Consider the following 11,825-nt stretch of genomic DNA (forward strand, 5'->3'; position numbering starts at 1 on the left):
CCTTTTCACTTTTCGGGAGTGTAACCGATGAGTTCGCTTTACTGGCACACCACAGGCACAGGCGATCGCGATCTTGTGCTGCTGCACGGCTGGGGACTGAACGCCGAAGTGTGGCAACACATTGTTCCGCGACTCAGCCCGCATTTTCGTCTGCACCTGGTGGACCTGCCGGGATTTGGTCGCAGCCAGGGATTTGGGCCGCTGAGCCTGGCGCAGATGGCGCAGCAGCTATTACCGCAGTTGCCAGCGCGCGCCGTGCTGCTCGGCTGGTCGCTGGGCGGTTTAGTGGCCAGCCAGCTGGCGCTGAGCCAGCCCGATCGCGTGGCGGCATTGATTAGCGTGGCGTCGTCGCCATGCTTTACCGCCCGGGATGAATGGCCCGGCATTCAGCCTGAGACGCTGGCGACGTTCCAGCAGCAATTGAGCAGCGATTTCCAGCGCACCGTGGAGCGTTTTCTCGCGCTGCAAACCATGGGGACGGAAAATGCGCGTCAGGATGCGCGCCAGCTGAAAGAGGTAGTGCTGTCGCAGCCGATGCCGTCGGTAGCGGTACTGGAAGGGGGATTGAACATTCTGCGCCACGATGATTTGCGCAGCGCACTGGATGGGCTGACGCTGCCGTTCCTGCGTATCTATGGCGCGCTGGATGGCCTGGTGCCGCGCCGCATTGCGCCGCAGCTGGATGCGCGCTGGCCGCATTCGCAGTCGGTTGTCATCGCGAAGGCCGCGCACGCGCCGTTTATTTCGCACCCGGAGGCGTTCTGCCAGCAGGTGCAGCAGTTCATCCACGCAGCCACATAAACTGCCAGGCGGCCAGCACCAGCGGCTGGCTGCCATCCACGCGCTGCCCGCTGATCACATCCTGAAAAGGGCGCGCCTGCGGCAGCGTGGTGCTGATTTCGCGGCTGCTGAGATTGAACACGCACAGTAACCCTTCGTCGCTGTCCGCCGCGTGACGGCGCAGCAGCAGCACCGCGTTGTCGCTCTCCAGTAGCGTCATCCGATTGTCCGGATGGAACGCCGGCTGCCGGGTGCGCAGCTGAATCAGCGCGCTGAGCCGCTCAAACACCTGCTGACGCAGCGGGTTGCCGCCGCTGATTTGCTGTTCGATATCGCGCAGGCTGTACTTCTCACGGTTGATGGCGCGGTTGTGCCCGGCAGCGCGCACGCCCTCGTTGTCATTGCGCGAGCCGAGAATACTTTGAATATAGATGGCGGGCACGCCGGGAAAGGCCAGCAGAATCGCGTGTGCCAGCAGGAAGCGACGCAGGCGCGTCTCGTCATCGTCGGTCTGGTGATTGAGCGCATCCAGATACGTTACGTTGATTTCATACGGGCTGGTGCTGCCGTCCGGGTTGTTTTTATAGGACACCAGCGCGCCCTCCAGCGCCAGTTCACGCACCAGCGCCACAATCTCCACTTCCGACAAAATGCCGCGTGCCGGATTGAGGCCAATGCCGTCGTGCGAGGCGAGAAAATTAAAGAAGGTGGTGCCGCCATTCCCGGGCTCAAGTGTGCTGGCCCACTGGCGCAGCGCGCGCGCCGAGCCGGAGTGAATGGCGTGCAGCACCAGCGGTGGCAGCGAAAACTGGTAAACCATCTGCGCTTCGTCGTGGCCGTTGCCGAAATAGCTGATGTTATCCTGATGCGGCACGTTGGTTTCGGTCACGATCACCGTACCTGGCGCGACTTCGTTGGCGATGGCGCGAAACAGCTTCACCAGCTGATGGGTTTTGGTCAGATGGATACAGCGTGTGCCCGGCGTTTTCCACATGTAGCCCACCGCGTCCAGCCGCACGTAATCCGCGCCTTTGTTGAGATAATCCAGCAGCACGTCCACCATGCGGATCAGCACCTGCGGATTGGCGAAGTTGAGATCGATTTGGTCGGCGCTGAAGGTGGTCCAGATAAAGCGCGTGTCGCCGTTAGCGAGGGTAAACGGCGTCAGCAGCGGTGAGGTGCGCGGGCGCGTCACGGCGCTGAGATCGGTGGCAGGCGGCATGCTGATAAAGAAGTCGTCCCAGCCGGCATCCTGCGCCAGAAAGTGGCGAAACCACGCGCTGTGCGCCGACATGTGGTTACAGACGAAATCGAACATCAGCCGGGTTTCGCTGTGCAGCGCCGTGATGTGCTGCCAGTCACCGCAAATCGGGTTCACTTTGTGGTAATCGATAACCGAGAAGCCATCGTCGGACGAGTAGGGGAAAAATGGCAGCAGATGCACCAGGCTGAAGGTGGACTGCAGATGCTGCTGATAAAAGCGCGTAAAGCTGGCGAGCGTGGGCTGCTCGGGTTCGCGGAACTGGTCGGCGTAACTGATCAGCACCACGTCTTTTTCATCCCAGTGCGCTTTACGCGGCAGCTTTACCGTGTCGCGCGCCGCGCGGATGTGCGAAAGCAGGCGCTCGCGCGCCGCGACGGGGAAGCTACCTTCATAAATCTCATCGAGCAGGAAGTTGATAATGTCCATCGGATCGCCGGATTACGCGGAAGGCCATTTTTTCACACGGTTTTTTCAGCGTAGTCCGCCAGGACAATTTATCAACCTCCTGTACTCGTGCGCTGCTTAGCGTTTCTTCCCAAACGCGGCCGCCAGCGCATCGCCCATCGCACTGTTACCGACGCTGGCGCTGGCAGGTTTGCCGCGGCCTTTGGCACCGGCGGCTGGCCGCGCGGCCTCTTTGCCTGCGCCACGGTTGCCGCCGCTGCGCGCGTTGCTCTCACCCGGCTGCTCATCCAGACGCATGGTCAGCGCGATACGCTTACGCTGCAGATCGACTTCCATCACCTTCACTTTGACGATATCGCCGGCTTTCACCACCTGATGCGGATCGTCTACGAATTTGTCCGACAGCGAAGAGATGTGCACCAGGCCGTCCTGATGCACGCCGATATCGACAAACGCGCCGAAGTTGGTCACGTTGGTCACCGCACCTTCCAGCACCATGCCCGGCAGCAGGTCGTTGAGCGTCTCCACGCCTTCGGCAAACTGCGCGGTTTTGAACTCCGGACGCGGATCGCGGCCCGGTTTCTCCAGCTCTTTGATGATATCGGTGACGGTCGGCAGCCCGAAACGCTCATCGGTGAAGTCGCGCGCATTCAGGTCGCGCAGGCTGCCCGGATTGCCCATCAGTTCATTCAGCGCCTGTTCCGTAGCGGCGAGAATGCGCTCCACCAGCGGATAGGCTTCCGGATGCACCGTTGAGGCATCCAGCGGATTATCGCCGTGGTTGATGCGCAGGAAGCCGGCGCACTGTTCAAAGGCTTTCGGCCCAAGGCGGCTCACTTTCAGCAGCTGCTGGCGGTTCTGGAAACGGCCGTTTTCGTCACGCCAGCTGACTATGTTCTGCGCCATCATGCGCGTCAGGCCGGCGACGCGCGTCAGCAGCGCCACCGAAGCGGTATTCAGATCGACGCCCACGGCGTTCACACAATCTTCCACCACCGCATCGAGTTTTTTCGCCAGCTGGCTCTGGCTGACATCGTGCTGATACTGGCCGACGCCAATCGATTTCGGGTCAATTTTGACCAGCTCTGCCAGCGGATCCTGCAGACGACGGGCGATAGACACCGCACCGCGCAGCGAAACGTCGAGATCGGGGAACTCCTGCGCCGCCAGTTCGGAAGCGGAATAGACGGATGCTCCGGCCTCACTGACAATCACTTTTTGCGCTTTGATTTGCGGGAACTGCTTCTGTACGTCGAGGAAGAAACGCTCGGTTTCACGTGAAGCGGTGCCGTTGCCGATCGCCACCAGTTCAACCTGATGTTTCGCGCACAGTGCCGCCACCGAGGTCGCGGCTTTGGCCGCCTGGCCGGTATGCGGATAGATGGTATCGGTCGCGACCAGCTTGCCGGTGGCATCGACCACCGCCACTTTGACCCCGGTGCGCAGGCCAGGATCGAGGCCCATGGTGGCGCGCATGCCGGCGGGTGCCGCCATCAGCAGATCGTGCAGATTACGGGCAAACACGTTGATCGCTTCGTCTTCTGCCCGTTCGCGGATGGTGCCCATCAGTTCGGTTTCGAGGTGCAGCAGGACCTTGATGCGCCAGGTCCAGCTGACCACGGCTTTGCGCCAGCTGTCGGCCGGTGCGTTGTTCAGGCGCAGGCCAAGGTGGTCGGCGATCAGCGTTTCACCGTAGCTTTCGCGCGGCGCTTCATCAAACTGCGGATCGGCGTTGAGCGACAGCTGTAAAATGCCTTCGTTACGGCCACGGAACATGGCCAGCGCGCGGTGCGACGGCACGCTGCTCAGCGCTTCGTGATGATCGAAGTAGTCGCGGAATTTAGCGCCTTCTTCCTCTTTGCCTTCCACCACGCGTGCAACCAGATGGGCGTTCTTCCACAGGTAATCACGCACTTTCGCCAGCAGCGTGGCGTCTTCGGCGAAGCGCTCCATCAGGATATAGCGTGCGCCATCCAGCGCGGCACGCACATCGGCAACGCCTTTGTCCGCGTCGACATAACGCGCTGCCAGCTGCTCGGGGTCCTGAGACGCATCGTTCCACAGCGTCTCAGCCAGCGGTTCCAGCCCGGCTTCGATAGCGATCTGCCCGCGCGTGCGGCGCTTCTGCTTATAAGGCAGATAGAGATCTTCCAGCTCGGTTTTGTTCAGCGTGCCGTTGATAGCAGTGGCTAATTCCGGCGTCAGTTTGCCCTGGTCATCAATGGATTTCAGAATCGACTGGCGGCGTTCCTCCAGCTCACGCAGATAGCCGAGACGGCTCTCCAGCGTACGCAGCTGGGTATCATCCAGCCCGCCGGTCACTTCCTTACGGTAACGTGCGATAAACGGCACGGTGTTCCCTTCGTCCAGCAAGCGAATGGCGGCGTCAACCTGGTCGGCGCGTGCCTTCAGCTCACCTGCGATAATCTGGCTCAGCGAATCTTTCATCATCAGTAACGGTCTTGCTTACACAGGGTTAGAAATAGGGGACAGTTATACGGACTGAGGCCGCAAATTGCCAGCCGCTGACCGGTGAATCCGTCTTTTTCTGAATGCAGCGCGCAACTCAGAGAAACTTAGCCACCTATGTGTTAAACCCCAGCGCAATGGCGTGCCGGTTGCAGCCAGGCTCGCCCCGTCTCTGCCCTATAATCCGCGGCAAACCACGGAAGGAGGGTGAAGCAATGATCAAATTACTGCTGCTGCTGGCCGGACGCGAGCTGCTGGTGCGTTATCGTCTGCTGATTTATGGCCTGGCGCTGTGCGGTGTGCTGCTGGCAGGCATGATTGTGGCGGACGTGCTGGTCGATGGGCATATCAATCTGTCGCTACAGGTGCTGGCGCTCTTACTGTCGCTGTCGCTGCTGTTTAACCTGCTGAGCGGCGAGGTGTCGCTGCAGCGATGGCTCAATCTGCTGTTTTCCCTGATTTTTGTCGGCACGCTGCTGGCCGGCGCGCTGTGGCACGGGGACGAAAGGCAGCTGAAGAAACTGCTGCTGACGGTGATGGAAATCTGCCTGTTGTTTAACGGCCTGTTTCGCTGCCTGAGCGCGGCGCTGATTCAGCGTCAGCGCTGGGTGCGACATTTTATGCTGGGCTGCGGCGAGATGGTGCTGAGCGTGGTGCTGTTTTTCAATGACAACCTGCATACCTGCCTGTTGCTGGGCAGCTGGCTGGTACTGTTGCTGCTGTCGTTCAGCCTGACGGTATGGCGCGTCTGGCGCCAGTGGCAGCGCCTGCCGGCGGGTCAGTCCGTTACGCTGCTGCCGTGGTTTTGTCGCGGCCATCGTCATATCGCGCGGCTCCGGCCGTGGCAGCAGGCCCGCTTTCCGCCGGTCGCCGCGGCATTTCCTCTCTGTGTCCACGTCTGGCAGGCGCAGTCAGAAGCCAGTCAACAGCCGAAGCGCTATGTGATTGACCGTTACATCGGCGTGATTAACGGTGAAGGGCACTTTTGTACCGGCCACGCGGCACTGAGCTTTGGCGAGCGCGGCTACATCAGCCTTTATCCGCAGCAGGAGATCGATCCGCAACCGCACGAGCTGCCGCGTCTGCTGCTGGCCGGACAGATTAACGATCGCCCCGGCCGTTTTCTCCCCTCGCTGGCGGCAGAGATTGCCGACTGGCGCAGCCCGGATTTAACCTTCAGTTTTCAGCACTACAACGGGCAGGCGCTCGCCAGCTACTGGCAGGCCAACCGTGGTGACAGCCTGTATAATCTGACGGCAAAAAACTGTTCGACCACCGTGGTGGATGCGCTGGACGTGGCGTTTGAAGGCTATTACGGCCAGCGGCTGCAGCAGGTGTTTGCGCTGCTGCTGCTGCCGGCATTCTGGGGCGCCTGCGTGCTGCGCGAACGGGCAGAAATCATGACCTGGACGCCCGGCCTGGTCGCCGATTATGTGCGCCTGATGAAAAAGACGCTAGGTGCCTGTCCGGGCAGGTAAGGCTTTGTGATAGCCTCTGTGCAGTGAACAGGGCTGTAACCACGAGTGAAGCGATGAAAACCCAACTGATTACCCGCGAAGGCTATAACAAGCTGCGTGCTGAGCACGACCATCTGTGGAATGAGAAGCGGCCGGAAATCACCCGCATTGTCTCCTGGGCCGCCAGCCTGGGCGATCGCTCTGAAAACGCCGATTACACCTATAACAAGCGCCTGCTGCGCCAGATCGATCGGCGCGTGCGCTATCTGCGTAAATGCCTCGCCGAGCTGAAAATTGTTGATTATGCGCCGCAGCAGGAGGGCAAAGTGTTCTTCGGTGCCTGGGTGGAAGTAGAGAATGAGCAGGGCGACGTGAAGCGTTTTCGCATCGTCGGACCGGACGAGATCTATGGCGATACGGTGAAAGAGTACATCTCCATCGACTCGCCGATGGCGCGCGCGCTGATCAAAAAAGAGGTGGATGACGAGGTGACGGTAAACACGCCGGAAGGACAGAAGGTATGGTTTGTGAACCGCATTGAGTACGTGACGGAAAGTGAGGAAAAAAGAGGCGGAGAGTAATGGCCTGGTGAAACAAGCCGGGGCGCAACTTATTCTCCGCTGGCGAAAGGGCTGGCAGTATAAGAGGGGGAAGCGCCGCAGCCTTGCCGCGCCAGATAAGCGTTATTTGCCCGGCGTGGTCGCCGTGGTCGTTGAGGTGCTGCTGCCGCCGTGATCGCCGCCGCCCATGGTGGCCAGCGCGACGCCGAGCAGGGCACCCACCGCACCGATGCCGATAGCATCGGAATTACCTTTGGCCGTGGTCGACGCCTGCGCGCCGGCGGCTTCGCCCGCTGGCGTAGCGGCCTGAACCTGTGTGAGGCTGGTGAGTACCAGAGCGCTCAGCAGAACAACGGTTTTTTTCATCTTTCTTCTCCACATGAACTCAGTAAGCAGGTACCGATGCAGTGTCGGAGATCATTTGCGCAGAGGAAAGGGGAGTTTACTGACTGATTTAAATCACTTTATTTAATAATGGCCTTATTTTGCGCGCGCACTGGCACTGTTCCGAGCGTGGATACGCAGTCAGCGGCGAAAACGCGCTATTTTATGCTGCTGAGCGCGGCCGCTGGCTTATCCTGCAGGCGAAACTTAAGCCAAATGGCGCGCCCCGCCTGACGGCGGAAGCGGGACGGCCCGGCTGGACCACTCGCCGGCAGAAAACGCCGCTGATTTTCAGACAAGCGCTAAACGGCGTCAAAATCAGTCAGAAAAGCGCGAGCGGAGCCGCAGTTCGCGGTTAAAATTAAAGATAAGCTGCTGTTTAATATGCTTTGTAACAATTTCGGCTAGAATATAAACCATTAATGACTGTCACAGACAGGCATCTTTTTTACACAATATCGGCTCAGGCAATGGCGCCATTGGGAGTTGAACATGCAAGAGAACTACAAAATTCTGGTCGTCGATGATGATATGCGTCTGCGCGCACTGCTCGAACGCTATCTCACCGAACAGGGCTTTCAGGTGCGCAGCGTCGCCAACGCCGAGCAGATGGATCGTCTGCTGACCCGCGAATCATTCCATTTAATGGTGCTCGATTTAATGCTGCCGGGCGAAGATGGCCTGTCAATTTGCCGTCGTCTGCGTAGCCAGAGTAACCCGATGCCGATCATTATGGTCACCGCGAAAGGTGAAGAGGTCGATCGTATCGTGGGGCTGGAAATCGGCGCCGATGACTACATTCCAAAACCGTTCAACCCGCGTGAGCTGCTGGCGCGAATTCGTGCTGTGCTGCGTCGTCAGGCCAATGAGCTGCCGGGCGCGCCGTCGCAGGAAGAAGCGGTCATCGCCTTCGGTAAGTTCAAACTGAACCTCGGCACGCGTGAAATGTTCCGTGAAGATGAGCCGATGCCGCTGACCAGCGGAGAGTTCGCCGTGCTGAAAGCGCTGGTGAGCCATCCGCGTGAGCCGCTGTCGCGCGATAAGCTGATGAACCTGGCGCGCGGGCGTGAGTACAGTGCGATGGAGCGTTCTATCGACGTGCAGATCTCTCGTCTGCGCCGCATGGTCGAAGAAGATCCGGCGCATCCGCGCTACATCCAGACCGTCTGGGGCCTTGGCTACGTGTTCGTTCCGGACGGCAGTAAAGCATGAGGCGATTGCGCTTCTCACCCCGCAGTTCGTTTGCCCGCACCCTGTTGTTGATCGTTACCTTGCTGTTCGTCAGCCTGGTAACGACCTACCTGGTGGTGCTCAATTTCGCCATTCTTCCCAGCCTGCAGCAGTTCAACAAAGTCCTCGCCTACGAAGTGCGTATGCTGATGACCGATCGGCTGCAGCTGGAGGATGGTACGCAGCTGGAAGTGCCGCCGGCCTTCCGGCGCGAAATTTATCGTGAGCTGGGCATCTCGTTGTACACCAACGCGGCGGCGGAAGAGAGCGGGCTGCGCTGGGCGCAGCATTATGAATTCCTCAGTGAACAGATGGCGCAGCAGCTGGGCGGGCCGACCGACGTGCGGGTTGAGGTTAACAAAAACTCGCCAGTGGTCTGGCTGAAAACCTGGCTGTCGCCGGATATCTGGGTGCGCGTACCGCTGACCGAAATCCATCAGGGCGACTTCTCGCCGCTGTTCCGCTATACCCTGGCGATAATGCTGCTGGCGATTGGCGGCGCCTGGCTGTTTATCCGTATACAAAACCGACCCTTAGTCGATCTCGAACACGCTGCGTTGCAGGTGGGGAAAGGCATTATTCCGCCACCGCTGCGCGAATACGGTGCTTCGGAAGTGCGTTCGGTGACGCGTGCTTTCAACCAGATGGCGGCGGGCGTGAAGCAGCTGGCCGATGACCGTACGCTGCTGATGGCCGGCGTCAGCCATGATTTACGCACGCCGCTGACGCGCATCCGTCTCGCCACCGAGATGATGGGCGAGGAAGATGGCTACCTGGCCGAGTCGATCAACAAAGATATCGAAGAGTGCAACGCCATCATCGAGCAGTTCATCGATTACCTGCGCACCGGGCAGGAGATGCAAACCGAGCGCGCCGATCTGAATAGCGTGCTGGGCGAAGTGGTGGCGGCGGAGAGCGGCTACGAACGCGAGATTGAGAATGCGGTGATGGACGCGGAGCTGATGCTGGATATTAACCCGCTGTCGATTAAACGCGCGGTGGCGAATCTGGTGGTTAACGCGGCGCGCTACGGGAACGGCTGGATCAAGGTCAGCAGCGGTCAGGAATTGAATCGTGCGTGGTTCCAGGTGGAGGATGATGGTCCGGGCATTAAGCCGGATCAGTTACAGCATCTGTTCCAGCCGTTTGTGCGTGGCGACAGTGCGCGCAGCACCAGCGGCACCGGTCTGGGCCTGGCAATTGTGCAGCGTATTATCGATGCGCATGACGGATCGCTGGAGATTGGCGAGAGTGAACGCGGCGGATTACGTATCCGTGCGTGGTTACCGATTCCGGAAAACAGTGCCACGACGGCAGTAAGCAGTAACGTTAGTTAAATTTCCGCACCAACCGTAGCGGCGCAATCTATTGCGCATCCATCAGCGATATTACCGCTGCAGGCATGCGCGATAAATCGCGCCGCGACGAAATGTGCCATCGCTAAGCCGCCGTTGTGGCGGCTGGGCTACTTCACAGCTGCGGGCCGGCCTGCACCAGCGCCTTACCGGCATCGTTATCGGTGTACTTCTCGAAATTGGTGATAAAGCGCTGCGCCAGTGCTTCGGCAGCCTGCTGCCAGGCGGCGGCGTCAGGCCAGCTGCGGCGCGGATCGAGAATGGCATCGTCCACCTGTGCCAGCGTGGTGGGCACCTGCAGATTGAACACCGGCAGCGTCACGGTCTCCGCTTCATCCAGCTCACCGGCCAGAATCGCGTTGATGATAGCGCGCGTGTCTTTCAGCGAAATGCGCTTGCCGCTGCCGTTCCAGCCGGTATTCACCAGATAGGCCTGCGCGCCGGACGCCTCCATACGTTTCACCAGCACATCCGAGTACTGCGTTGGATGCAGCGTCAGGAACGCCGCGCCAAAACAGGCGGAGAAGGTTGGGGTGGGCTGCGTCACACCGCGCTCGGTGCCGGCCAGCTTGGCGGTAAAGCCGGACAGGAAGTGGTACTGGGTTTGCTCCGGCGTCAGACGCGAAACCGGTGGCAGTACGCCAAACGCATCGGCGGTCAGGAAGATGACCTTCTTCGCGTGGCCCGCTTTCGACACCGGCTGCACGATGTTTTCGATGTGCTCGATTGGGTAAGACACGCGGGTGTTTTCCGTCTTGCTGGCGTCGGCGTAATCGACCGTGCCGTCAGCGCGCACCACCACGTTCTCCAGCAGCGCATCGCGGCGAATCGCGCGGTAAATCTCCGGCTCAGCCTGCTCTGACAGATTGATGGTTTTGGCGTAGCAGCCGCCTTCGAAGTTAAAGACGCCGTCGTCGTCCCAGCCGTGTTCATCGTCGCCGATCAACTGACGATCCGGATCGGTAGAGAGCGTGGTTTTACCAGTACCGGACAGGCCAAAGAACACCGCCACGTCGCCCGCTTTGCCGACGTTGGCCGAGCAGTGCATCGAGGCGATACCCTTCAATGGCAGCAGATAGTTCATGATGGCGAACAGGCCTTTTTTCATCTCGCCGCCGTACCAGGTACCGCCGATCAGCTGCATGCGTTCGGTCAGGTTAAAGGCGACAAAATTCTCGGAATGCAGCCCCTGCGCCTGCCAGTCCGGATTGGTGCACTGCGCTGCGTTCATCACCACGAAATCCGGCGTAAACTCAGCCAGTTCGGCTTCAGTCGGACGGATAAACATGTTTTTGACGAAATGCGCCTGCCACGCCACTTCCATCACGAAACGCACGCTGAGGCGGGTATCCGGGTTGGCGCCGCAGAAGGCGTCAATCACAAACAGGCGCTTGCCGGAAAGCTGTTGCGTGCAGCGATCTTTCAGCGCCTGCCAGGTTTCCTGTGACAGCGGCTGGTTGTCGTTCTTGCCGTTGCCAACATCGTTCCACCACAGCGTGTCACGCGTGGTGTCATCACGCACGATGTATTTATCTTTCGGCGAACGTCCGGTGAAGATGCCGGTATCCACGGCAATGGCACCGCTCTGCGTCAGGGTGCCGCGCGCGTAACCTTCCAGCTCCGGGCGGGTTTCTTCCTGAAATAACGTGGCGTAATCAGGGTTGTACACCACCTCGGTGGTGCCGCTAATTCCGAGCGTTTCGAGGTCTTGCGATGTCAGGCCGTTAACGCGCATGTGACTGCTCCTTAAATCGGTACTTCATGGCATTTTTTATGAGGGTTTCTGCGTCCTGCTGCGCATAGCCGCACAGGGCAGATCGCGCGCAGTGTACACGTCTGAGCGAGGTGGAAAAGTGAAGAGAGTTAAAAATGCGAGCTGGAACGTGACAAGTAGAGAAATCTGCCACTTATGAAACTAAAG

The 11,825-nt window shown here is 59.6% G+C and carries 9 protein-coding genes; 5 read left to right on the top strand and 4 right to left on the bottom strand.

Going from position 1 to position 11,825, the window contains the following annotated elements:
* Window positions 1–27 precede the first annotated feature (27 nt).
* Window positions 28–801, top strand: a complete 774-nt coding sequence (bioH, locus tag K7H94_RS01110; protein WP_021507404.1) for a pimeloyl-ACP methyl ester esterase BioH — start codon at window positions 28–30, stop codon at window positions 799–801.
* On the opposite strand, the gene K7H94_RS01115 is transcribed toward bioH, so the two are convergent.
* Window positions 782–2,470 (bottom strand): alpha-amylase family glycosyl hydrolase, encoded by a 1,689-nt coding sequence (locus K7H94_RS01115; RefSeq protein WP_222951529.1) that lies wholly within the window; start codon window positions 2,468–2,470, stop codon window positions 782–784. The genes bioH and K7H94_RS01115 overlap by 20 nt on opposite strands.
* Before the next feature lie 96 nt (window positions 2,471–2,566).
* Entirely contained in the window at window positions 2,567–4,897 is a 2,331-nt protein-coding gene (locus tag K7H94_RS01120) for a Tex family protein (protein ID WP_125309889.1), read from the bottom strand.
* Between the two features lie 236 nt (window positions 4,898–5,133).
* Between K7H94_RS01120 and K7H94_RS01125 the strand changes: the two genes are divergently transcribed.
* Together K7H94_RS01125 and greB are read left to right on the top strand one after the other, a co-directional pair.
* Window positions 5,134–6,396: a hypothetical protein gene (locus K7H94_RS01125; RefSeq protein WP_222951530.1), complete on the top strand. Its 1,263-nt coding sequence runs from the start codon at window positions 5,134–5,136 to the stop codon at window positions 6,394–6,396.
* Window positions 6,397–6,449: 53 nt separating this feature from the next.
* Window positions 6,450–6,956, top strand: a complete 507-nt coding sequence (greB, locus tag K7H94_RS01130; RefSeq protein WP_021507408.1) for a transcription elongation factor GreB — start codon at window positions 6,450–6,452, stop codon at window positions 6,954–6,956.
* 102 nt (window positions 6,957–7,058) lie between these two features.
* On the opposite strand, the gene yjbE is transcribed toward greB, so the two are convergent.
* Window positions 7,059–7,301, bottom strand: coding sequence for an exopolysaccharide production protein YjbE (gene yjbE, locus K7H94_RS01135; RefSeq protein WP_021507409.1), 243 nt, complete (start codon window positions 7,299–7,301; stop codon window positions 7,059–7,061).
* A 510-nt stretch (window positions 7,302–7,811) separates the two neighbouring features.
* On the opposite strand from yjbE, the gene ompR reads away from it, so the two are divergent.
* Both ompR and envZ read left to right on the top strand, forming a co-directional pair.
* Window positions 7,812–8,531, top strand: a complete 720-nt coding sequence (ompR, locus tag K7H94_RS01140) for an osmolarity response regulator transcription factor OmpR (RefSeq protein ID WP_001157751.1) — start codon at window positions 7,812–7,814, stop codon at window positions 8,529–8,531.
* Window positions 8,528–9,886, top strand: a complete 1,359-nt coding sequence (gene envZ / locus K7H94_RS01145) for a two-component system sensor histidine kinase EnvZ (RefSeq protein ID WP_222951531.1) — start codon at window positions 8,528–8,530, stop codon at window positions 9,884–9,886. Before ompR ends, envZ begins: the two co-directional genes overlap by 4 nt.
* 133 nt (window positions 9,887–10,019) lie before the next feature.
* Here the strand turns inward: envZ and pckA are convergent, their stop codons facing one another.
* On the bottom strand, window positions 10,020–11,639 hold the full coding sequence (gene pckA, locus K7H94_RS01150; protein WP_159378034.1) for a phosphoenolpyruvate carboxykinase (ATP): 1,620 nt from the start codon (window positions 11,637–11,639) through the stop codon (window positions 10,020–10,022).
* Between the last annotated feature and the right edge of the window lie 186 nt (window positions 11,640–11,825).

The sequence above is a fragment of the Pantoea dispersa genome (assembly GCF_019890955.1).
GTDB lineage: Bacteria > Pseudomonadota > Gammaproteobacteria > Enterobacterales > Enterobacteriaceae > Pantoea > Pantoea dispersa.

What these genes read in the sequence shown, in the direction of transcription:
- envZ (WP_222951531.1), top strand. Translation starts at nt 8,528, where the DNA reads ATGAGGCGATTGCGCTTCTCACCCCGCAGTTCGTTTGCCCGCACCCTG.
- ompR (WP_001157751.1), top strand. Translation starts at nt 7,812, where the DNA reads ATGCAAGAGAACTACAAAATTCTGGTCGTCGATGATGATATGCGTCTG.
- pckA (WP_159378034.1), bottom strand. Translation starts at nt 11,639, where the DNA reads ATGCGCGTTAACGGCCTGACATCGCAAGACCTCGAAACGCTCGGAATT.
- bioH (WP_021507404.1), top strand. Translation starts at nt 28, where the DNA reads ATGAGTTCGCTTTACTGGCACACCACAGGCACAGGCGATCGCGATCTT.
- greB (WP_021507408.1), top strand. Translation starts at nt 6,450, where the DNA reads ATGAAAACCCAACTGATTACCCGCGAAGGCTATAACAAGCTGCGTGCT.
- yjbE (WP_021507409.1), bottom strand. Translation starts at nt 7,301, where the DNA reads ATGAAAAAAACCGTTGTTCTGCTGAGCGCTCTGGTACTCACCAGCCTC.
- K7H94_RS01115 (WP_222951529.1), bottom strand. Translation starts at nt 2,470, where the DNA reads ATGGACATTATCAACTTCCTGCTCGATGAGATTTATGAAGGTAGCTTC.
- K7H94_RS01120 (WP_125309889.1), bottom strand. Translation starts at nt 4,897, where the DNA reads ATGAAAGATTCGCTGAGCCAGATTATCGCAGGTGAGCTGAAGGCACGC.
- K7H94_RS01125 (WP_222951530.1), top strand. Translation starts at nt 5,134, where the DNA reads ATGATCAAATTACTGCTGCTGCTGGCCGGACGCGAGCTGCTGGTGCGT.